This is a genomic window from Stenotrophomonas sp. TWI1149, from assembly GCF_039673155.1.
Lineage (GTDB): Bacteria > Pseudomonadota > Gammaproteobacteria > Xanthomonadales > Xanthomonadaceae > Stenotrophomonas > Stenotrophomonas maltophilia_AA.
The window spans coordinates 349164-371773 of record NZ_JBDJLB010000001.1 but is presented as its reverse complement, the minus strand read 5'-3'; the positions used below and the strand labels follow the sequence as shown (position 1 = coordinate 371773).

18 protein-coding genes are annotated in these 22610 nt (G+C 67.8%); 9 read left to right on the top strand and 9 right to left on the bottom strand.

The window, feature by feature from the left end; translation table 11 throughout:
- Nucleotides 1-115: 115 nt before the first annotated feature.
- The 3 genes from ABE424_RS01885 (at nucleotide 116) to ABE424_RS01875 (ending at nucleotide 5039) form a co-directional block, all read left to right on the top strand.
- On the top strand, nucleotides 116-661 hold the full coding sequence (locus tag ABE424_RS01885; RefSeq protein ID WP_019184458.1) for a GNAT family N-acetyltransferase: 546 nt from the start codon (nucleotides 116-118) through the stop codon (nucleotides 659-661).
- 207 nt (nucleotides 662-868) lie between these two features.
- Entirely contained in the window at nucleotides 869-4336 is a 3468-nt protein-coding gene (gene mfd, locus ABE424_RS01880) for a transcription-repair coupling factor (RefSeq protein WP_346492721.1), read from the top strand.
- Between the two features lie 106 nt (nucleotides 4337-4442).
- The gene (locus ABE424_RS01875) at nucleotides 4443-5039 is read left to right on the top strand and encodes an HD domain-containing phosphohydrolase (RefSeq protein ID WP_346492720.1); all 597 of its coding nucleotides are present in this window, start codon (nucleotides 4443-4445) and stop codon (nucleotides 5037-5039) included.
- Nucleotides 5040-5110: 71 nt separating this feature from the next.
- On the opposite strand, the gene ABE424_RS01870 is transcribed toward ABE424_RS01875, so the two are convergent.
- The 3 genes from ABE424_RS01870 to ABE424_RS01860 all read right to left on the bottom strand — a co-directional run bounded on the left by ABE424_RS01870 (nucleotide 5111) and on the right by ABE424_RS01860 (nucleotide 9315).
- Nucleotides 5111-7207: a M13-type metalloendopeptidase gene (locus ABE424_RS01870; RefSeq protein ID WP_346492719.1), complete on the bottom strand. Its 2097-nt coding sequence runs from the start codon at nucleotides 7205-7207 to the stop codon at nucleotides 5111-5113.
- A gap of 234 nt (nucleotides 7208-7441) precedes the next feature.
- A complete protein-coding gene (gpmA, locus tag ABE424_RS01865) occupies nucleotides 7442-8191 on the bottom strand; it encodes a 2,3-diphosphoglycerate-dependent phosphoglycerate mutase (protein ID WP_346492106.1) in 750 nt (249 codons plus the stop codon).
- A gap of 89 nt (nucleotides 8192-8280) precedes the next feature.
- The gene (locus ABE424_RS01860) at nucleotides 8281-9315 is read right to left on the bottom strand and encodes a cation diffusion facilitator family transporter (protein WP_346492105.1); all 1035 of its coding nucleotides are present in this window, start codon (nucleotides 9313-9315) and stop codon (nucleotides 8281-8283) included.
- Between the two features lie 143 nt (nucleotides 9316-9458).
- On the opposite strand from ABE424_RS01860, the gene ABE424_RS01855 reads away from it, so the two are divergent.
- From ABE424_RS01855 to ABE424_RS01835, 5 genes are all read left to right on the top strand, one after another.
- Nucleotides 9459-10883 carry a GGDEF domain-containing protein gene (locus ABE424_RS01855; RefSeq protein WP_346492104.1) on the top strand — a complete coding sequence of 475 codons (1425 nt, stop codon included), beginning with the start codon at nucleotides 9459-9461 and terminating at the stop codon, nucleotides 10881-10883.
- Between the two features lie 160 nt (nucleotides 10884-11043).
- Nucleotides 11044-12117, top strand: coding sequence for a metallophosphoesterase (locus ABE424_RS01850; RefSeq protein WP_346492113.1), 1074 nt, complete (start codon nucleotides 11044-11046; stop codon nucleotides 12115-12117).
- Between the two features lie 99 nt (nucleotides 12118-12216).
- Entirely contained in the window at nucleotides 12217-12603 is a 387-nt protein-coding gene (locus tag ABE424_RS01845) for a type III secretion system needle length determinant, SpaN/EivJ family (protein WP_346492103.1), read from the top strand.
- Nucleotides 12600-14099 (top strand): M23/M56 family metallopeptidase, encoded by a 1500-nt coding sequence (locus ABE424_RS01840; RefSeq protein WP_346492102.1) that lies wholly within the window; start codon nucleotides 12600-12602, stop codon nucleotides 14097-14099. Before ABE424_RS01845 ends, ABE424_RS01840 begins: the two co-directional genes overlap by 4 nt.
- A 110-nt stretch (nucleotides 14100-14209) precedes the next feature.
- Nucleotides 14210-16381, top strand: a complete 2172-nt coding sequence (locus ABE424_RS01835; protein WP_346492101.1) for a TonB-dependent receptor — start codon at nucleotides 14210-14212, stop codon at nucleotides 16379-16381.
- On the opposite strand, the gene ABE424_RS01830 is transcribed toward ABE424_RS01835, so the two are convergent.
- Nucleotides 16382-17515 carry an acyl-CoA desaturase gene (locus ABE424_RS01830; protein WP_346492100.1) on the bottom strand — a complete coding sequence of 378 codons (1134 nt, stop codon included), beginning with the start codon at nucleotides 17513-17515 and terminating at the stop codon, nucleotides 16382-16384.
- A gap of 2 nt (nucleotides 17516-17517) precedes the next feature.
- Nucleotides 17518-18591, bottom strand: a complete 1074-nt coding sequence (locus tag ABE424_RS01825; RefSeq protein WP_346492099.1) for a ferredoxin reductase — start codon at nucleotides 18589-18591, stop codon at nucleotides 17518-17520.
- A 93-nt stretch (nucleotides 18592-18684) separates the two neighbouring features.
- On the opposite strand from ABE424_RS01825, the gene fabR reads away from it, so the two are divergent.
- Entirely contained in the window at nucleotides 18685-19347 is a 663-nt protein-coding gene (gene fabR, locus ABE424_RS01820; RefSeq protein ID WP_346492112.1) for an HTH-type transcriptional repressor FabR, read from the top strand.
- 172 nt (nucleotides 19348-19519) lie between these two features.
- Here fabR and ABE424_RS01815 read toward each other — a convergent pair whose 3' ends face one another.
- The 4 genes from ABE424_RS01815 to oxyR all read right to left on the bottom strand — a co-directional run bounded on the left by ABE424_RS01815 (nucleotide 19520) and on the right by oxyR (nucleotide 22530).
- Complete coding sequence (locus ABE424_RS01815; RefSeq protein ID WP_019184476.1) at nucleotides 19520-19882, bottom strand: glycine zipper 2TM domain-containing protein; 363 nt, start codon at nucleotides 19880-19882, stop codon at nucleotides 19520-19522.
- 129 nt (nucleotides 19883-20011) lie between these two features.
- Entirely contained in the window at nucleotides 20012-20974 is a 963-nt protein-coding gene (locus tag ABE424_RS01810) for a transaldolase (protein WP_176990333.1), read from the bottom strand.
- 53 nt (nucleotides 20975-21027) lie between these two features.
- Nucleotides 21028-21435, bottom strand: coding sequence for a nucleoside diphosphate kinase regulator (gene rnk, locus ABE424_RS01805; RefSeq protein WP_346478248.1), 408 nt, complete (start codon nucleotides 21433-21435; stop codon nucleotides 21028-21030).
- 138 nt (nucleotides 21436-21573) lie between these two features.
- A complete protein-coding gene (gene oxyR, locus ABE424_RS01800; RefSeq protein ID WP_346478247.1) occupies nucleotides 21574-22530 on the bottom strand; it encodes a DNA-binding transcriptional regulator OxyR in 957 nt (318 codons plus the stop codon).
- Between the last annotated feature and the right edge of the window lie 80 nt (nucleotides 22531-22610).

The following is a 22610-nucleotide window of genomic DNA, read 5'->3' as shown; positions in this document are numbered from 1 at the left end:
CAGACCGGAACCCCGGCCTGGCCGGCTCCTCCCGGCCGGATCGGCGTGAGTGATCCGTTCACGGAACGCTGCCCCCGGGATGCGAGAATCCTGAGACCACCAAGGAATCACCGGTATGGCTACCCGTAACCGCATGCCGCCCTGGCACGAGATTTTCAAGGCACCCAGTGGCCACGAGCTGCTGATCCGCCCGATCCGGCCGGAAGACGGCCCGCCGCTGCATGCTGCCTTCAGTCTGTTCGGTCCCGAAGAGATCCGCGACCGTTTCCTGCAGTCGGTGACCGAGCTGTCGCCGGAAACGACGCAGCGCCTGACCCACCCCAATCCCAAGAGCGAGATCACCCTGGTCGCGGCCGAATCCCTGCCCGCCGGTGAAGCCGTGGTGGGCGCGGTGGCGCGCGCCTCCATCATCCCCGGCACCCGCGAAGCCGAATACGCGATCCTGGTCAGCCGCTTCCTGGTCGGCCAGGGCCTGGGCCGGCAGTTGATGCGCAAGCTGGTGAAGTGGGCGCGCGGCAAGTACCTGGATCGCCTGTACGGCGATGTCGCCGAAGAGAACGAGCCGATGAAGCAGCTGGCCGCCTCGCTGGGCTTCCAGCCGATCCCGCACCCGAACGGTACCCCGGGCCTGGTGCGCATGGTGCTTGAACTCGACAGCTGAAACAGGGCGGATGTCCGCGCCCTGATGGGTAGAGCCGGCCGCTGGCCGGCTCCCCTGAACATCACGGATCGCGTGCAGCCGGCCAGCGGCCGGCACTACCGTTGACTGCCAGCGGCCTGCACGACCGGCAACGTGGCACGGGCCGTGCGTTTGCCCGCCACCGGATGACGCGGCCCGCACGCTGCGGTCTGCTAAAATCGACGGTTCATGTCACGCACCTCCTATCCCGTACCGCCGCTGCCACGTCCTGGACAGCTCCGCGCCTGGTGGCGCGCTCCCGCTTCGGCGACAGCGCTGGCGTGGTACATCGCCCGCGCGGCGCAGTCGCACGACGGGCCGTTGCTGGTGGTCGCGCGCGACAACCACGGCGCGAACCAGATCGAAGCGGACCTGCACACCCTGCTGGGCACGGCCGGCGACGTGCCGATCGTGGCGTTCCCGGACTGGGAAACCCTGCCCTACGACGCCTTCAGCCCGCACCCGGACATCATTTCCCAGCGCCTGGCCGCGTTGCACGCCCTGCCTGCGCTCAAGCGCGGCATCGTGGTGGTGCCGGTGCAGACGCTGCTGCAGCAGCTGGCCCCGCTCAAGTACGTCATCGGCGGCAGCTTCGACCTGACCGTCGGCCAGCGCCTGGATCTGGATGCGGAAAAACGGCGCCTGGAATCGGCCGGTTACCGCAACGTGCCGCAGGTGATGGACCCGGGTGATTTCGCCGTGCGTGGCGGCCTGCTCGATGTCTACCCGATGGGCGCCGACGCGCCGCTGCGGGTGGAACTGCTCGACGAAGACATCGATTCGATCCGCGCCTTCGATCCGGAATCGCAGCGCTCGCTGGACAAGGTCGAGGCCGTGCACATGCTGCCTGGCCGTGAAGTGCCGCTGGATGATCTCAGCGTCTCGCGCGTGCTCAACACGCTGCGCGAACGCTTCGACGTGGATACCCGGCGCAACGCGCTGTACCAGGATCTCAAGGCCGGTATCGCGCCGGCCGGCATCGAGTACTACCTGCCGCTGTTCTTCGACAGGACCGCGACCCTGCTCGATTACCTGCAGCCCAACGTGCTGCCGGTACTGGCGCCGAACGTGTTCGATGCTGCGGCCGCCTTCTGGGCACAGACCCAGAACCGCTACGAGCAGCGCCGTCATGATGTCGAACGTCCGCTGCTGGCGCCGGAAGAGCTGTATGCCAGCCCCGAGCAACTGCGCGGCACGCTCAACGGCCTGGCCCGCGTGGAAGTCTGGCCGCCGGATCACGATCGCATCGGTGATGCACAGCCGCTGGGCGACCAGCCGCTGCCCCCGCTGCCGGTGGCCGCGCGCGATGCCCCGGCCGCCGAGGCACTGAAATCCTTCATCGGTCACTACCCGGGCCGGGTACTGATCGCCGCCGATTCCGCCGGGCGCCGCGAAGCCCTGCTGGAAGTGCTGCTCGCCGCCGAGCTGAAGCCGCCGGTGGTCGCCGATCTGCCCGGCTTCCTGGCCGACGACAGCGTGCGCTTCGGCATCACCGTGGCGCCGCTGGAAGATGGTTTCGCGCTGGAAAATCCGCCGATCGCGGTGCTGACCGAGCGCCAGCTGTTCCCCGAACGTGCCGGCCAGCAGCGCCGCAGCCGCCGCGCCGGGCGCGAGCCCGAAGCGATCATCCGCGACCTCGGCGAGCTCAGCGAAGGCTCGCCGATCGTGCATGAAGACCACGGTGTCGGCCGCTACCGCGGCCTGATCGTGCTGGATGCCGGCGGCATGCCCGGCGAGTTCCTGGAAATCGAATACGCCAAGGGCGACCGCCTGTATGTGCCGGTCGCCCAGCTGCACCTGATCAGCCGCTATTCCGGCGCGTCGCCGGAAACCGCGCCGCTGCATTCGCTCGGTGGCGAGCAGTGGACCAAGGCCAAGCGCAAGGCGGCCGAAAAAGTCCGCGACGTCGCCGCCGAGCTGCTGGAAATCCAGGCGCGTCGGCGTGCGCGTGCCGGCCTGGCGCTGCACGTGGACCGCGCGATGTACGAGCCGTTCGCGGCCGGCTTCCCGTTCGAGGAAACGCCGGATCAGCTCGCCGCGATCGACGCGACGCTGCGCGATCTGGCCAGCAGCCAGCCGATGGACCGCGTGGTCTGCGGCGACGTCGGCTTCGGCAAGACCGAGGTCGCCGTGCGCGCCGCGTTCGCCGCCGCCAGCGCCGGCAAGCAGGTCGCCGTGCTGGTGCCGACCACCCTGCTGGCCGAACAGCATTACCGCAATTTCCGCGATCGCTTCGCCGATTGGCCGCTCAGGGTGGAGGTGCTGTCGCGCTTCAAATCCACCAAGGAGATCAAGGCCGAACTGGAGAAGGTCGCCGCCGGCACCATCGACGTCATCATCGGCACCCATCGCCTGCTGCAGCCGGACGTGAAGTTCAAGGACCTCGGTCTGGTCGTGGTCGATGAGGAGCAGCGCTTCGGTGTGCGCCAGAAGGAAGCGCTGAAGGCGATGCGCGCCAACGTGCATCTGCTGACGCTGACCGCCACCCCGATTCCGCGCACGCTCAACATGGCCATGGCCGGGTTGCGTGATCTGTCGATCATCGCCACGCCGCCACCGAACCGGCTGGCGGTCAAGACGTTCATCACCGCCTGGGACAACGCACTGCTGCGCGAAGCGTTCCAGCGCGAGCTGGCCCGTGGTGGCCAGCTGTATTTCCTGCATAACGACGTGGAGAGCATCGGCCGCATGCAGCGCGAGCTGTCCGAGCTGGTACCCGAAGCGCGCATCGGCATCGCGCATGGGCAGATGCCCGAGCGCGAGCTGGAGCGGGTGATGCTGGACTTCCAGAAGCAGCGTTTCAACGTGCTGCTGTCGACCACGATCATCGAATCGGGCATCGACATCCCCAACGCCAACACCATCATCATCAACCGCGCCGACCGCTTCGGCCTGGCCCAGCTGCACCAGCTGCGCGGCCGCGTCGGTCGCTCTCATCACCGTGCATACGCTTACCTGGTGGTGCCGGACAAGCGCGCGATGACGCCCGATGCCGAGAAGCGCCTGGAGGCGATCGCCTCGATGGACGAGCTCGGCGCCGGCTTCACCCTGGCCACCCACGATCTGGAAATCCGCGGTGCCGGCGAGCTGCTCGGTGAGGACCAGAGCGGCCAGATGGCCGAGGTCGGCTTCAGCCTGTACACCGAACTGCTGGAACGTGCGGTGCGCAGCATCCGGCTCGGCAAGCTGCCCGACCTGGATGCGGGTGAAGAGGCGCGCGGTGCCGAAGTCGAACTGCATGTGCCCGCGTTGATCCCCGACGCCTACCTGCCCGACGTGCATACCCGCCTGACCCTGTACAAGCGCATCAGCAGCGCGCGGGATACCGGCGAGCTGCGCGAACTGCAGGTGGAGATGATCGACCGTTTCGGCCTGCTGCCGGACCCGGCCAAGCACCTGTTCGCGATCGCCGAACTCAAGCTGCAGGCCAACGTGCTCGGCATCCGCAAGCTGGAACTGGGCGAGAACGGCGGCCGCATCGTGTTCAACCCCAAGCCGGAAATCGACCCGATGGCGGTGATCCAGCTGATCCAGAAGCAGCCCAAGCTGTATACGATGGATGGGCCGGACAAGCTGCGCATCAAGCATCCGCTGCCGCTGCCCGAAGACCGCTTCAGTGCCGCCAAGGCGTTGCTGCTGACCCTGTCCCCGCGCTGATTTCACGCCTGGCGCCGGTCGCCAGGCGGTATCTTTCCACCGGCATGGGCGGCATGCCGTCCTGCCAGGATGGCGGTCTTCCGGCCGCCCACTACCGGACGCCCCCATGTTCGAGTCCCCCCGGTTCGACGATGCCCATCCGCAGGCGTGTTCCATCGATGCCCTGTCGATGTCGCTGCAGATGCGCGACCAATACACCCGTTTCCACTGCGACCGCGTCGGCCTGCTGGGCGAACAGCTCGGCCGCCTGTGCGATCTGGATGCGGCGGAGCGCACGCATCTGGCGCTCGCCGCACGCTTCCACGACATCGGCAAGATCGGTATTCCCGACAACGTCCTGCTGCATCCGGCCCGCCTGGATGACAAGCAGCGCGCGATCATGCGCACCCATCCGGAGCGTGGCGAACGCATTTTCGCCGCGACCGGACGCAGCGACGCGGCGGCGGTGGGTCGCCTGATCCGCGCGCACCACGAAGCCTTCGATGGCGGCGGGTATCCGGACGGCCTGAAAGGCAGCGAGATCCCGCTGGGCGCCCGTGTGCTCACCATCGTCGACGGTTACGACGCGATGACCAGCAACCGCCCCTATCGTGGCCCGATGCCCCACGCCAAGGCCATGGGCATCCTCGCCGAGCAGCAGGGCGGCCTGATCGATCCGGACGTGTTCGCCACGTTCACCCGCATGATCTCCACGGCTGTCTAGCGCCACACCCTGCATGGCCCACAAAAAACCCGGCGAATGCCGGGTTTTTTGTTTCACTCAGCCGCGTGCGATCACCAGATCACGACGCGCTTGTCGTCGGCCCGCACCATCGCGTCGCCCGCCTTGCACTCGAACGCCTGCGCGTACGCCGGCATGTTCGACGGCGCGCCGTTGGCACGGAAGTTGGCCGGGGCGTGCGGATCGGTGTTCAGACGCACGCGCAGCTCGCCTTCATTGAAGTTGCGGCGCCACACGGTGGCCCAGTTCATGAAGAAGCGCTGGTCCTGCGAATAGCCGTCGACTTCGACGTTGGCCTTCGGGTCTTCCTTCAGCGCCATCTGCAGCGCGTCATACGCCACGGTCAGGCCACCCAGGTCGCCGATGTTCTCGCCCAGCGTCAGCTTGCCCTTCACGTTCACGCCCGGCAGCGATTCATAGCCGTCGAACTGCGCGACCAGCTGGTCGGTACGCTGGGTGAAGGCGGCACGGTCGCTGTCGGTCCACCAGTTGTCGAAGTTGCCGTTGGCGGCGAACTGGCTGCCCGAGTCGTCGTAGCCATGCATCATCTCGTGGCCGATGACCGCACCGATGCCGCCGTAGTTCAGCGCCGGATCGGCCTTGGCGTCGAAGAACGGCGCCTGCAGGATCGCCGCCGGGAACACGATCTCGTTCTTGGTCGCGTTGTAGTAGGCGTTGACGGTCTGCGGGGTCATGCCCCACTCGGTCTTGTCGACCGGCTTGCCGATCTTGTTGAGCATGTAGCGGTAGTTGAACGTGCGCGCCGCCTGCATGTTGCCCAGGTAGCTGTCGCCGTTGGTTTCCAGGCCCGACCAGTCACGCCACTTGTCCGGATAGCCGATCTTCGGGGTGAAGCTGGCCCACTTTTCCAGTGCCTTCTTGCGGGTGTCTTCGCTCATCCACTCCAGCTTCTCCAGGCGCGCCTTCAGCGCCACCGAGAGGTTCTCCACCAGGTGCTGCATCTGCACCTTGGACTCGGCCGGGAACACAGCGTCGACATACATCTGGCCCAGGCCTTCGCCGATGGCGCCGTTGACCGACTCCAGCACGCGCTTCCAGCGCGGCTGCATTTCCTTCTGGCCACGCAGGGTGGTGCTGTAGAAATCGAAGTTGGCCTTTTCGAAGGCGCTGCTCAGGTACGGCGAGGCGTCATCGATGGTGTGGAAACGCAGGTAGGCCTGCCAGGTGGCGGCCGGGACATCGGCCAGCATCTTGTCCACTTCACCGAAGAAGCCCGGCTGGGCCATCGAGAACTTCTGCGCGGCCGGCACCTTCAGGGTGTCGAACAGGGCGGTCCAGCTGAAGTTCGGGGTCAGCTTGTCCGCGTCAGCGGCGCTGACCGGGTTGTAACGCTTGGCCGGGTCACGCATGTCGATGCGCGACATCGAGGCCTTGGCCAGACGCGTTTCGAAGTCCATCACGGCCTTGGCCTGGGTCTTGGCCTGCGCGGCATCGACGCCGGACAGGGTCAGCACCTGCGCGATGTAGGCAACGTACGCATCGCGGATCTTGGCCTGCGCGTCGTCGAAGTAGTAGCCCTTCTCCGGCAGGCCCAGGCCGCCCTGGCCGACGTAGGCGATGACGTTGGCCGAGTCCTTGTAATCCGCATTGGCGAACAGCGAGAACAGCACGCCCTGGCCCTGTGCCTGGCTGTCGCGCAGATACTGGGTGATGGCGGCGGTGTCATTCAGCGCGGCGATCTTGTCCAGCTGCGGCTGCAGCGGGGTGATGCCGGCGGCCTCGATCTTGGCTTCATCCGAGCCGGTCTTCCAGATATCGCCGATCTTGGCTTCCACCGTGCCGGCCTTGGCCTGGCTGGCGGCGGCCTGCTGGACCAGCGCGTGCTGCACTTCCAGCGAGCGCTCGCGCAGGATTTCGAAGCTGCCCCAGGTGGTCTGGTCGTTCGGCACCGGGTTGGCCGTGAGCCACTTGCTGTTCACGAACCCATTGAGGTCGGTACAGGCGGCGATGGCGGTATCCAGATCGGCAGTGTTGAGCGAGATCAGCGCGGTCTTGATCTGCGACTGGTCAAACGCCGGCTTGGCCGCATCGGCGGTGGCGGCAGGCGCGGTATCGGTCTTGCCGCAGGAGGCAAGCGACACGGCGATGGCGACGGTCAGGCCCAGCGGGACCAGCTTGGAAAACTTCATTCGACTCTCCGGCTACAGATGGATGCATCACCCGGATCACGGGCAATCGGGCAGCGTAGCGCGGGAGGGGCCGGGGCGGACCGGCCAAAGGTCACAGGAGGGAGCGCCTGCGGTCGGTGTGTGCGGACCGTGGGTCCGCACACGCCAGGCAGATGCATCCCTATCGACGGGATGCATCCCCATCAAGGGAATGCATACCCATTAGCGGAATGCACACCCACCAACGGTGGGTATCTACCGCGCTTTACCCTGGTTCGCCACGGCCTCGGCGGCCTTGCGTGCCGCCTCCGGGTCGCCCAGGTAGCGGAACGACTGCACCGTCAGGTCGTCGTTGAGTTCGAACAGCAGCGGGATGCCGGTCGGGATGTTGAGCTCCAGGATCGCTTCCTGCGAAACGTTGTTGAGGTACTTGTACAGCGCGCGCAGCGAATTGCCGTGCGCGGTGACCAGCACGGTCTTGCCGTCCTTGAGCTGCGGGGCGATCGCATCGAACCAGTAGGGCAGCACGCGGTCCAGCGTGGTGGCCAGCGATTCGGTGCCCGGCAGCGCATTGCGGTCCAGCCCGGCATAGCGACGGTCGTGGATCGGGTGGCCCGGGTCTTCGATGTCCATCGCCGGCGGCGGGATGTCGTAGGAGCGGCGCCAGATCTTGACCTGGTCCTCGCCGTGCTTGGCGGCGGTCTCGGCCTTGTCCAGGCCCTGCAGCCCGCCGTAATGGCGCTCGTTCAAGCGCCAGCTCTTGCTGACCGGCAGCCAGTCCTGGTCCAGCTCGGCCAGGGCACCCTGCAGGGTGTGGATGGCGCGCTTGAGCACCGACGTGTGGGCGACATCGAACTGCAGCCCTTCTTCACGCATCAGGCGGCCGGCGGCGACGGCCTCGCGGCGGCCCTGTTCGGTCAGTTCCACGTCCACCCAGCCGGTGAAGCGGTTGTCCAGGTTCCACTGGCTCTGGCCGTGGCGCAACAGTACGAGTTTCCGGGTCACTGCAGTATCTCCGACAGATGGCAAGGCAGGCCCGCATTGTAGCGGCAACCCTGCCCTGCCCGTCCGCCGTGGGGCCCATAAGACAGCCCTCAGGGATGCGGATGCCCGTGATGGCCCTGCGCGTCCGGTGCAGCGCGGCGGCGGACGTCGCTGCCGGCGTGCGCGTGGCCGGCATGATCATGGGCGGCGTGGTCGTGCCCGGCATGGTCATCGGCATGCCGGTCGCGCGGGCTGCCGACGCTGCAGGGATCCCCACAGTGGTCGGCCTCGATCTGCAGGGTCACGTGGTCGATGCCGTACTGCTCGTGAAGATCGGCACCCAGCTCGCGGCGCAGGCGGTCCGCATCCACGCCGGTGCCCATCACCACGTGCGCGGTCAGTGCCGGCGTACTGGAGGCCAGCGCCCACACGTGCAGATCGTGCACGTCCACCACGCCATCGTGCGCGCACAGCGTGCGCCGCACCGCGGCGACATCCATGCCCTTGGGCACGCCTTCGAGCATCACGTTGATCGCTTCGCGCATCAGCACCCAGGTGCGCGGCAGCACCCACAGCCCGATCAGCACGGCCAGGATCGGATCGATCGGCTTCCAGCCCGTCCAGCGGATCAGCAGCGCGCCGAGGATCACCGCGACCGAGCCGAGCATGTCCGCCCAGACTTCCAGATACGCGCCCTTGACGTTGAGGCTCTCGCCGCTGCCCGCGCGCAGCAGGCGCATCGAGATCAGGTTGATGACCAGCCCGAACACCGCGATCACCAGCATGCCGGTGGACGCGATCTCCTGCGGGGCGCGGAAGCGCTGCACGGCTTCCCAGAGAATGTAGCCGGCCACCACGAACAACATGCCACCGTTGATCATCGCGCCGAGCGCTTCCAGCCGTGCGTAGCCGTAGGTGCGCTTGGCATCGGGCGGGCGCCGGCTCAGCCGGACCGCGACCAGCGCGATCATCAGCGCGAGCGTATCGGTGGCCATGTGCGCGGCATCGGACAGCAGCGCCAGGCTGTTGGTCCAGAACGCGCCGGCCACCTCCACCAGCAGGAACGTGGTGGTCAGCCCCAGCGCCCACCACAACGGTTTTTCGTGGCGGATCTCGCTGGGCAGATGGTCGTGGTCGTGACCCATGAAAGCTCTCCTGGACAATGCCCGCAGGTTAAGCAGCGCCTCGTGCGGAGACTATTACACTTACCGCAGCGTTCAGTTTGCAACTCAATAACAACAGCGCCCGGCCGCTACCTCTCGACGGCCTGTGTGGCGGGAAGACAATCGTGCATAACGTTCCAAACCTTGATGATGCCAGCCAGCCGCTCGCGCTGGCCTGGAGCCAGACGCTGGCGCAGACGCCGGCCGCCGCGGCGGCACTGTTGGCGGGCCTGTCGGCGGAAAGCCCGCCCGAGCTGGCCCACCACTTCTACGATGTGCTGCTTGAAGACCCGCGCGCGGGCCGCTTCCTCTCGCACGACCAGGTGCGGCTGCGCCTGAAGCCGGCGATGCAGCGCTGGCTGCAGCAGATCCTCACCGCCACGCCGGACAGCATCAACGCACTGGTCGCCGCGCAGCGGGTGATCGGTGACGTGCACGCCCGTGTCGGCATCCCGGTGGATCTGGTCGCCCGCGGCGCGCGCGTGCTCAAGCACCGCCTGTTCGACCGCATCATCGCGCAGGCCGAGGAAAGCGCCACCGCGTTCGCGGCGATCCACTGTCTCAGCGCGTCGATGGATATCGCACTGGAGGGCATGACGCTCGCCTATACCCATGCACGTGAGCGCTCCTCGCGTACCGATGCGGCATATCGCCTGTTCTCGCTGGTGCAGAACGTCAGCACCGAGCGCGAACGGCAGCGTGCCCTGCTGCTCGACTGGGAAAACGCCCTGCTCTACGCGATGGCCAGCCAGAATGCCGAGGCGGAGCTCACCGGACTGGCGCAGTCCGAGTTCGGCCTGTGGTTCACCCACAAGGGCATTCCCAGTTTCGGCGAAAGCAGCGAGACCGGCCAGGTCGGCGCGTTGGTGGCCGCGGTCGATACGCAGCTGCAGGAAGCCCTGGCGCATGCCGATTTCGCGGCACGCTTCGGCGCCCTGCAGGGCATCCGCGAGCGGCTGGCGCAGATCCGTACGTTGATGGGCATGTTGTTCGAGCGGATCGGCGAACTCGATGCCGGCAGCGATGCGTTGACCAACCTGCTCAACCGACGCTTCCTGCCGACCGTGCTGCGCCGCGAAATCGAACTGGCCAATTCCACGCAGACGCCGTTCTCGGTGCTGCTGCTCGATCTGGATCACTTCAAGGCGATCAACGATGCGCACGGCCACGACGGCGGTGACCGCGCCCTGCAGCACGTGGCCGCCCTGCTGGGCCAGCTCACCCGCGGCAGCGATTATCTGTTCCGCTATGGCGGCGAGGAGTTCGTGGTGGTGCTGGTGGCCGCCACCGACGTGCAGGCCGAAGTGATCGCCGAGAACCTGCGCAAGCACATCGCGCAGAGCCCGGTGCAGCTGGCCAGTGGCCTGACGCTGTCGCTGACCACCAGCATCGGCGTGGCGGCTCATGATGGCCATCCCGACTACGAGCGCCTGATGGCGCGTGCCGATGCGGCGATGTACCAGGCCAAGAAACGCGGTCGCGACCGCGTGGTGCTGGCCAGCGACGACCTGCCCGATGCACCCGGACGGCAGGCCCTGCAGCGCGGGTGAGGCACCTGTTGCGGCATACCGGGCTGACCAATGGCGCATGCCCGGGGCGGCGCAGGCGGCGTAGCATCGCCGCATTGCACTCCGCCACAGGAACACCTCGATGTCGATCCGCCGCGCCCTGACCCGCCCTGCCGTGCTGCTGCTCCAGTCGGCGCTGCTGATGGCACCGCTGCCGGGCGCCGCGCGCGAGGTGGCCGCACCGGCCGAGCACGTCGATGCCGACGGCCCCTATGTGTTCCGCACCGCCACGGGGCTGGAAGCGGCCTGGGTATGCAAGGACCAGGTGATCCGCCGCACACTGCCGGCGCGCGGCGAGGCCACGGTGATCGCGCCCGCGTGCGGCTATCCGCACCCGCTGACGGTACTGCCGCCGCGCACCGCGGAGATCGCCCGGTTCCCGGCCACGCCGCGGATCGTCGCGCTGTCGGACATCCACGGCCAGTACGGCCTGCTGGTGAGGCTGCTGCGGGCGCACCACGTGATCGACAACGAGGACCACTGGGCGCTGGGCGACGCCACGCTGGTGGTGGCCGGCGATGTGTTCGACCGCGGCCCGCAGGTCACCGAGGCCTTCTGGCTGCTGTACAGCCTGCAGCAGCAGGCCGCGGCCGCCGGTGGTGCGGTGCACTTCGTGCTCGGCAACCACGAGACGATGGTGCTCTACAACGACCTGCGCTACGTCAACCCGAAGTACCTCAAATCCGCGCAGCTGCTCGGCCGCTCCTATCCGGCGCTGTATGGCCCGGATTCGACGATCGGCCAGTGGCTGCGCACCCGCCCGGTCCTGCTGCGCATCGGCGATACCCTGTTCCTGCACGGCGGCATCGCGCCGGAGAACCTGGACCTGGTCCGCGGGATGGACGCGACCAATGCCGGTTATCAAGCGGCGGTCGGCCTGCCCAAGGAGCAGGTCAAGGCCGCGCCGGACACCGCCCGCCTGTTCGACGGCAAGACCAGCCCGATCTGGTACCGCGGCTACTTCGATGGCCGCATGGACACCGCCCAGGTGGAGAGGCTGCTGGAACAGCTGGACCTCGCCCGCATCGTGGTCGGCCACACCTCGATGCCGCATGTCAGCAGCTTCCACGGCGACCGCATCATCGCCATCGACAGCAGCATCAAGAACGGCGAGAACGGCGAGCTGCTGTTCATCGAGCACGGCACGCTCAGCCGCGGGCTGCTGGACGGCTCCCGGGTGCCGTTGGCCGAAGGCAGGATCGGCGAGAGCGACTGACCGGTCGTCGACGGCATTGATCCACTTCAGTAACCGCCCTGTTGCATCGTGTGCGACATATGTCGCACACTTGCGACACCTCGCCGAACTTGGAGTCTCATGTCCGCGCTGCCTACCCCCTCCAATGCCGAGCTGGAACTGCTCAAAGCGCTCTGGCGCCAAGGCGCCTGCAGCGCGCGCGAAGTGCACAACGGTGCGGTGGCCACGCTGGACTGGTCCTATTCCTCCACACGCAAGACCTTGGAACGCATGGTCGACAAAGGTCTGGTCGAGGAAACCGTCGAGCACGGCTTGAACATGTACCGCGCGAAGGTGGGCAAGGTCGCCACGCTGGCCGCGCTCAGCACCGACTTCGCGCGCCGGGTGCTGGAGCTCGACGGCGCGTTGCCGGCGCAGGCCTTCGCCGACAGCCGCCTGCTCAGCGAGCAGGAACTTCAGCAGCTCGATGCCCTGCTGCGCGCGCCTGCCCAGGATGACCCGGCATGACCCTGCCGACGCTCGGGTTCTGGGTGGTGCATGGGGCCGGCGCCTTGGCCGGTGGCTGGCTCGCGTGGGCCGCCGGCCAACGTCTCCACCGGCGGCTGGGTCTCTCCCACGCCGCGCAGGGCTACTGGATGGGGCTGTGGCTGCTGGCGGTGATGCCGGTGCTGCTGTCGGCAGTACTGGCGCTGTGGGCGCCCGCACCGCTCGTCTCATTGCCAACGGCGTTGAGCATGCCCTTGCCGCTCGCGCTGGACCTGGGCGATTCCGGTGCGACAGACCGGACCGTAATGGCGTCCGGCTGGACGCGTCCGGCCACCGCCACGTTGCTGGCCGCGCTCTACCTGATCGGCGTGGGTGTCGCATTGCTGCGCGTCCTGCTCGGCACGCGGGCGACGGGCCGGCTGTGCCGCGCGACTACGCCGATCGCGCCGGAAGCCTGGCCAGGCCCGCGCAGTCGGGCTTCAGCGCTTCGGCTGCGGTCGGCCGGCATCGCCTGCCGGCTCAGCACGTTGCCGGTGAGCCCGTGCGCGGTGCGCTGGCCTCGGCCCTTGATCGTGCTTCCGGCCTCGGCACTGCAAGCGCTGGATGATCGCGCCCTGTGCCTGATCCTCGGCCATGAAGCTGCTCACCTGATGCGCTGCGATCCCCAACGCGCCGGGCTGATGGCGGTGTTCAATGCGCTCCTGTGGTTCAACCCGTTCCTGGCGCGGATCGGTGCGCGTGTGCAGCTGGCGGCAGAGCTGCGCTGTGATGCACATGCACTCGCCGGTGATGCCCACGGCGGGCGCGAGTTCGCTGCAGCCTACGTACGCATGCTGCGACTTTCCACGGCGGCCCACAGGCCCTCCACCGCACTGACCCACCGCGATCTGGCCGGGCATGAGATCCGCATCCGCCACATGCTGCATGGCGATGCTGCAAGGCCACTGTCGGGATCACGAGGTGCCATGCTGCTGGGCAGCGCACTGATCATCGGCTGCGCGCTGATGGTGATGCAGGCCAGCACCGCGCGACCGCTGCAAGGCCCTGCCGCCTCGAGTGCCCCGGCGTTGAGCTCGACCACCCACGCCGCATTGCCGCTGCCGCCGATGGGCAACACCCCCATCGAGATCCTGTTCCAGGCGCCATTGGTCACCCCGCGGATCACGGGTCGCTTCGGCGATACCGGCAGCATCCGTCAGCGCCCGCATCGCGGCACCGATTTCGGTGCGCGCCCGGGCACGCCAGTGCTGGCGCCGGCGGACGGCCGCGTCGTGGCCGCAACGACCACCTACCCCGATGGCCCGCAGTACGGCACGGTGGTGGTGATCGACCACGGCCAGGGGTGGCAGACGCTGTACGCCCACCTGCAGAGTGCCGATGTGGCGGTCGGCCAGCAGGTACATGCCGGCGAGCAGATCGCACGGGTCGGCAGCACCGGGCGCGTGACCGGCCCGCACCTGCATCTGGAAATGCTGCGCAACGGTGAGCGCGTCGATCCGCAGGCGCACCTGCCATGACCCGCTAAGCCGCTCCCCCGAAACCACCGCTGCATTTCGTTTTCCTGGCCACAGGAGGGGCGCGTGTTGCCCGGCGAAATGCGTACCTGGCCCTTCTGCACGGATCGCCCATGACTTCTTCGTTCCGCATCGCCCTGGCCCTGGCCCCGCTATGCACCGCGTTCCCGAGCGCTGCGCAGTCACTCCCCGCGCCAGCGACTCCGCCGACCACCGCGCTGGACACCGTACAGGTGCAGGCGCAGGCCTACGACATCCGCCGCGACGACACCGCCACCCGGATCGTGATCGGCGCCGCGGCGCTGCGCCAGTACGGCGACCCCGGCCTGGTCGATGCGCTCAAACGCCTGCCGGGCATCACCGTCGGCACCGGCGCCCCCGGTCGCAGCGGCGCGCTGTCGCTGCGAGGGTTGGGCGCGGGCTACACCCAGATCCTGCTCAATGGCCAGAAAGCGCCCACCGGCTTCGATCTGGATTCGCTCACGCCGGAGATGGTCGAGCGGGTGGAGATCATCCGCGCGCCGACCGCCGACCAGCGTGGCGAAGCGATCGCCGGCTCGATCAACATCGTGCTGGCCGCCGGTGCACGCACGGATGCCGACCAGCTGACGGTGGCCTGGGGCAGTAGCAATGGCCGCAACACGCCCTCGGCCAGCTGGCAGCGCAACCGGCGCGCCGGACATCGCAGCAGTGCGATCACGGCGACCGCATCGCGTCGCGAGTTCCTCGTCGAGGAAACCGGCACCGAACGCGCGTGGGACCCGGAGGGAACCCCGACCGTGCTGCGCGACACCACCCTGCGCGCGGGCGGGAACCGCGATGTGCTCTCGCTGGCCCCCAGCCTGGAAGCCACGCTGGAGAACGGTGACACGCTTGCGTTGCAGGGCCTCGTCGATGCCAGCCGGTTCAACCGCGTCACTGACATCGACTGGATCAGCACACTCGGCGCGCCACTGCGGACGAGTCGGTATCAACAACGCACGCGCATCGATGTCGCCCAGGCCAACGGCAGCGTGACGTGGACGCGCGCCTTCGAACAGGGCGGCACATTCACCACCAGACTGCGCCTCGGCGGCAACCGCGAGCGCTATGCCTACCGCGAGCAGGGTCGGTCACCGGAGGGGCAACAGAACCTGGACGACCACACCAATGCGCGGCTGAGCGTGCGCGACCTCAACAGCACCGGAAAATACACGCTGCCATCCCGCGGGCGTCATGCGCTGCAGCTCGGTTGGGAAGGCAGCGAAGACCGTCGTGACGAGTCGCGGGTGCAGCACCTGCTGCCGGTCGGCGGGGAAGCGGAGTGGTTCAGTGACCTGGCCTTCGACGCCCGCATCCGGCGGCTGGCGCTCTATGCCCAGGACGACGTCACCCTCAGCGAGCGCTGGTCGGTCTATGCCGGGGCGCGTTGGGAGCAGATCGATACGCGTAGTGAAGGCAGCGGATTCAGCGGCATCCATCGGCGCGAGCAAATACTGTCGCCTGTGCTGCAGTCGCTCTGGAAAATCCCCGGCACCACGAGCGATCAGCTGCGCGTCGCGCTCACCCGCACCTACCGCTCGCCCACGCTGGCATCGCTGATCCCCCGTCCGTACACCTCCACCAACAACCGCCCGCTCAATCCCGACGAACGCGGCAACCCTGCGCTGCGCCCGGAGCTGGCGACCGGGCTGGACCTGTCCTACGAGACCTACGGCAAGGAAGGCGCGCAGCTGAGTGTGGGGGGCTATGTGCGACGGATCACGGACGTGATCCGCACCGAGACGCATCTGCAGGACGGGCGCTGGGTGGCCTCGCCGGTGAACGGCGGCACCGCGATGACCTGGGGCGTGGAGATGGATACCGCGTTGCGCCTGGCGCAGGTGATCGCCGCTGCGCCGGATGTAGCGCTCCGCTTCAATGCGACCGCCAACGATTCGCGCGTGGACGATGTGCCCGGTCCGGACAACCGCCTCGATGAGCAGGTGCGCTTCAGCAGCACGCTGGGCGCGGACTATCTGATCCGCACCGGCTGGACGGTCGGCGGCAGTTACACCTACCGGACCGGCGGTTCGGTGCAGGTCAGTCCCGGACAGTTCGAGACCAGCGCCTACGCACGCGAGCTGGACCTGTATTCGCTGTGGTCGCTGCGCGCAGGCAGCAAACTACGGCTGAGCCTCAACAACACGCTGCACCCGTCGCTGCACACCGGGCAATCGCGGATCAGCGACGAAGGCACCGAGCAGCTGCGGCGGCAACGCAGGGCTTCGCCGCTGCTGCGCCTCCAGCTCGAACTCCCTCTCTGATCAGCCCGGCTGGCGACTCGCCTCGCCTACCGCCGGCAGCGCACGCGCGCGGCCCGGCCTGCTCGGGAAGGCATGGCGCACGATCCGCCACATCACCTGGCCGAACTGGCGCGGCAGCGAACCGGTGTTGTAGTGCTGGCCGTAACGCGCGCAGATCTCCTTCACCTCGACCGCGACCGCGGCGTAGCGGTTGGCCGGGATATCCGGGTAGAAGTGATGTTCGATCTGGTGGCTGAGATTGCCCGACATGACGTTCATCAGCTTGCCGCCGGTCAGGTTGGACGAGCCGCGCAGCTGGCGCAGGTACCAGTGGCCGCGGCTTTCATCGCGCACGCATTCCTTCGGGAAGGTCTCCGCGTCCGCGGTGAAATGACCGCAGAAAATGATCACGTAGGTCCACACGTTGCGGATCAGGTTGGCCGCCACGTTGCCCAGCAGCACCGGCAGGAAGAACGGGCCGGCCAGCGCCGGGAACAGCAGGTAGTCCTTGAACATCTGCTTGCCCATCTTGCGGCCGACCGGGCGGAACTGCGTCCCCAGCTGGCGCAGCGTCATCTTGCCGGCGAACACGCGGCCCAGGCGCAGGTCCTGTATCGCGATGCCCCACTCGAACAGCAGCGCGAACACCACCGCGACCACCGGCTGCATCAGGTAGAACGGGCGCCAGCGCTGCTCGGGGAAGATGCGCAGCAGGCCATAGCCGATATCGTCGTCCAGCCCGCGCACATTGGTGTAGGTGTGATGGCGGAAGTTGTGGGTCTTGCGCCAGGCGTCGGCGGTGCCGACGATGTCCCATTCGTAGGTGCTGCCCTGCAGCTGCGGATCGCCCATCCAGTCGTACTGGCCGTGGATGACGTTGTGCGCCAGCTCCATGTTCTCCAGGATCTTGGACAGCGCCAGCATCACCACGCCGGCGATCCACGCCGGGATCAGCACGCTGTGCACGAACGCACCGAGGAACAGCAGCGCACGGCCGGCCACGCCGGTCCAGCGTACGGCGGCAACGACGCGGCGGATGTAGCGCGCGTCGCGCGCACCGAGCGTGGCCAGCTGGCGCGCGCGCAGTGCATCGAGTTCATCGCCGAAAGCCTGTAGTTCGGCCGGGGACAGCGCGCGGTTGTGCACGGAAGACATGGTCACAGCTCCAGGATCAGGTCGGTGCTGGCGCTGTTCACGCACAGCTTTACTTGCGTGGCCGGTTCGGCCGCGTGCTCGCCGGTCAGGGTGTGGCGGGTGACGCCGGACACCTTGCCGCAGACACAGGTATTGCAGATGCCCATGCGGCAGCCACTGGCCGGGCGCAGCCCTTCGGCTTCCAGCGCCTGCAGCAGCGAGGTGCCCCGCGGCAGGGAAAGTGTGCGGCCGCTGCGACGCAGCTCGACCTGCACGGTGCCCGTTTCCGCCGCCGGCAGGACGGGCGGGGTAAAGGCTTCGGACTGCAGCGAGGCGACACGGCCCTGCAGGCGGGCCTGGGCGGCGTCGACAAACCCGCCGGGGCCGCACACCAGGGTACGGGCACTGCCCAGGTCACCCAGCGCCTCGAACGCGAACGCATCCACGCGCGGGGCGGGCGCGGCCGGGTCGCGGGTCAGCGCGATATGCAGCGAGAACGAGGGATGCCGTGCGGCGAGCGCTGCCAGCTCCTCGGCGAAACACAGTTCCTCGCGGCGGCGCGCCCAGTACACCAGGTCCACCGGCGCCGACATGCCGGAGGCGTCGAGTTGGCGCAGCAGGGCGCGCATCGGGGTGATGCCGCTGCCGGCTGCCAGCAGCAACAGGCGCTCGCCGTGCGCTGCGGGCAGGGTCATCTCACCGAACGCCTGGCCGAGTTCGAACACGTCTCCGATCACCGCGGCCCGGGCCAGGTGCTGGCTGACAGCGCCGCCGGCGATCGCCTTGACGGTGATCGCCAGCCGGCCATCGGCCAGCGCGGTGGGGCTGTAGCTGCGCGACAGCCGACGGCCGTCGACCTCCACGCCCAGGGTGATGTGCTGGCCCGGCAGCAGGCCGCGGAAATGGCGGTTGGGTTTGAGCACCAGGGTGACGGCATCCGCGCTCTCGGCGGTGCGCGACACCAGCCGTGCCAACGGGCGACGCAGGGTCCACAGCGGATGCAGGCGGGTGCCCCAGAAGTCGAACAGCTCCTCGGAGACCCAGCGGCGGGGGCTGGCGGCGTGACGGCGGGCGGCGATGCGCGGGACGGTGCTCATGCTGCGCACTATACGGCCGAGCATACGACTGTGTATACAGCTGTATATAGTCGGGACGGGCTATGATTCAGGGACTTGACTCCCCTGCCCCCGATGACCTCCCCAGACCTGCCCCTGCCCGCCTCCGACGACGCCCATCCCGCGCGCAAAGCCTCGATCTCACGCGATGATCTGCTGGCCGCGGCATTGGCCCTGATCGGGCCGCACCGCAGCGTCTCCACGCTGAGCCTGCGCGAGGTCGCGCGTGAAGCCGGGATCGCCCCGAACTCGTTCTACCGTCAGTTCCGCGACATGGACGAGCTGACCGTAGCGCTGATCGACCTGGCCGGGCGTTCGCTGCGCACCATCATCGGCGAGGCCCGCCAGCGCGCGGCCTCCTCCGATCGCAGCGTGATCCGGCTGTCGGTGGAGACCTTCATGGAACAGCTGCGTGCCGACGACCGCCTGCTGCACGTGCTGCTGCGCGAGGGCACGGCCGGCTCGGATGCGTTCAAGCACGCCGTCGATCGCGAGCTGAATTATTTCGAAGACGAACTGCGGGTCGATCTGATCCGCCTGGCCGCCGCCGATGGTGCGCGGCTGCACGAGCCGGCCCTGGCCTCCAAGGCGATCACCCGCCTGGTGTTCGCGATGGGGGCGACCGCGGTCGACCTGCCGCCGGAGAAGGATCCGGAGCTGATCGAACAGCTGACCCAGATGCTGCGGATGATCATCACCGGCGCACGGACGCTGGCCGGCAGTCCGCCGCTGCGCTGATCCGCCCTCGCCTCGATATACGCGGGAACGTGCGCAGACGTACGAGGGATGCTGCAACCGGGTGGCAGAGAAGGCAAAACGAAATGGCGGCCCGGAGGCCGCCATCTCATTCTGCACTTCCCCTTCCCTCAACCGTCGCCCCCATGTGGGGATCGATCAGGACAGGGATGGATCAGCGGTACTGGCGCTCGCAGCGGCGCTCGACCACGCGGTCGCCATTCTTGGACTGCTGGTTGCCCTGGATCTGGCGCCCGGCGGCGCCACCTGCAACCGCACCGGCGACCGTGGCCAGTTTCTTGCCGTTGCCGCCGCCTACCTGGTTGCCCAAGAGACCGCCCACCACCGCGCCGGTCGCGGTGCCCGTGATGCGGTTGGGATCCTTGGAATTACGCTGGACCTCGACGTTATGGCAGACAACCTTGCTGCCGTCGTTGAAGCGGCGTCCTTCGTCCTTGGGGCCGTAAGTCTGTGCGCCGGCAACGGCCGACACCGCCAGCAAACTGCCCAGGCACAACACGCGGATGCTCGTCTTCATGGTCGATCCCTGTTTATGGAACATGGACCAAGTGTCTGCCTGCCGGTGCCAAGCCCGGGTGAATTCAGGTGGAGGCCGCGTCAAGGCCGTTACATTGGTTCAGGAGGCAGCCAGAGAGCGGATGACCGCTTACAGCCGCTCGCGGATCGTCTGGCGCAACGCCTCCAGATCCTTGGCGAACGCATCGATGCCGCTCGCCAGCTTCTCCGTCGCCATCGGGTCGGCTGCCAGATCCGCCGCAAACCGCGCGCCATCGATCGGCGTCACCTGGACGGATTCCGCCGCACCGGCCACCAGCCTGCGCGGCAGTTCGCCGTGATCCGCGTCCAGCTTCTCCAGCAGCTCCGGCGAGATCGTCAGGCGATCGCAGCCCGCCAGTGCCTCGATCTGCGCCGTCGAACGGAACGACGCGCCCATCACCACCGTCGGCGAGCCGCGGCGCTTGAACTCGGCATACACGCCGCGCACGAACACCACGCCCGGGTCCTCATCGATGCTGGCCGGCGCCTGGCCATTGGCTACATACCAGTCCAGGATGCGGCCAACGAAGGGCGAAATCAGGAACGCACCGGCCTCGCTACAGGCCAGCGCCTGGGTCGGGTTGAAGATCAGCGTCAGGTTGCAGTCGATCCCCTCGGCCTGCAGCTGGCGTGCCGCTTCCACGCCGGCCCAGGTCGCCGCGATCTTGATCAGCACCTTGCTGCGCGGCACGCCGGCCGCTTCGTACATCGCGATGAACTGGCGCGCCTTGGCCACCGTCGCCGCCGTATCGTGCGCCTGGTCCGCATCGACCTCGGTCGAGACCCGGCCCGGTACCAGCGTGCTGAGCAGCGTACCCACGCCCACGGTCAGCCGATCCGCCACCGCGTGCACGATGGTCTCGCGCTCACCGCCCTGCTCGCGGCCCCAGGCCAGCGCGCTGTCGATCAGATCGGCGTACACCGGCAGATCCAGCGCCTTCTTCACCAGGGTGGGATTGGTCGTGCAGTCGACCGGCTTCAAGCGCTTGATCGCTTCGTAATCGCCGGTATCGGCAACCACCACGGACAGATCGCGCAGCTGGGAGAGTTTGGACAGCGAAACGGTGCTCATTGCAACTCCTGGGACGAATCGGTGGAACCTGCGCGACGACGCAGCAGGCGGGATCAGGCGTGGGACTGGTGATGGACGGCGGTCACCCGCAGGCGCAGCTTGCGCCCACCCGGGGCCACCCAATCCATGGTCTGGCCGATCGACAGGCCCAGCAGGGCGGTACCCACCGGTGCCAGGATCGAGACCTTGCCCTGTTCAACATCGGCCTCACGCGGATAGACCAGCGTCAGAACGTGCTTTTCGTTCTGCAGCTCATCTTCGCACTCCACGCGCGAATGCATCATGACGGTGCCCTCGGGAACCTCGTCCGGCGCCACGACGGTCGCGCGGTTGAGCTCCTCGGCCAGGGCGATCCCGGCGGGCGTCTGGCTGACAGCGGGAGACTCGAGCATGGCGTCCAGGCGGTCCATGTCGTGGCTTGAAACGATGATCGAGGGGGGCAGTCCGCTGGAAGTGGACATGGTGTAGCTCCTTGCGTTTGTGGAAGACCCATGCAAAAAGGCGGCGCCTGCTGGCACCGCCTCGTTCTATTGTGCTGACAATCGTAGACGGATGCGACCCGTCCGGCGTATCGGCCGCGTCGGCCGGTTCAGGCAGGCTCAGCCGGCGCGTGGCAACGGCGTGGCGGCGGCCACCGGGACATCGGTGGACTCCAGCGCGAACAGGCCCTGCGGCAGCCGTTTGAACTGCTGGGCCAGCTGCTCCAGGAAGCCGGTCATCGCCGAACTGCGGCGCCATGCCATCGCGATGCGGCGGCTGGGGCGGTCATCGCCGCTGAAATCCAGCAGGCGGATGTTGTCCGAGCGGGGCACCGGCGGCTTGACCGAGAGCGTCGGCAGCAGGGTGATGCCCACATCGGCGGCCACCATCTGCCGCAGCGTTTCCAGGCTGGTCGCGCGGAACTCGGATTTCTCGTTGGCCCCGAACAGCCGGCACACCGCCAGCGCCTGGTCGCGCAGGCAGTGCCCGTCCTCGAGCAGCAGCAGCTTCTGCGACGACAGCTCCTGCACGTCCAGGTGCTGGCGGCGCGCCAGCGGGTGCTGCTGCGAGACCGCCAGCAGGAAGGGCTCTTCGAACAGGAATTCGGCATGCAGCTGGTCATCGTCCAGCGGCAACGCCAGCAGGGCGGCGTCCAGCTTGCCCTCGCGCAGGCGGGTCAGCAGCTCGTCGCTCTTTTCCTCGACCAGCAACAGCTCCAGCTGCGGGAAGCGCTCGCGGATGTTGGGGATCACATGCGGCAACAGGTACGGACCCAGCGTCGGGAAGATGCCGAGCCGGACCGTGCCGGCCTCGGGATCGCGACTGCGTCGCGCAGCTTCTTTCATCTGCTCCACTTCGGCCACGATCGTGCGTGCACGCGCGGCGGCCTCCACCCCGGCCGGGGTCAGCATGACTTTGCGCGGTGCGCGCTCCACCAGCGGCAGACCCAGCTCATCCTCGAGCTTGCGGATCTGGGTGGACAGGGTGGGTTGGCTGACGAAGCAGGCAGCGGCGGCCTTGCCGAAATGGCGATGGTCGGCCAGCGCCACCAGATATTTCAAATCACGTAGGTTCATTTCCTTGGACCTCTCACGGCAATGGACCGGGTGATGGCGTGGCTACCCAGCAGACAGACAAGGTTCCCGGCGAACCGGGA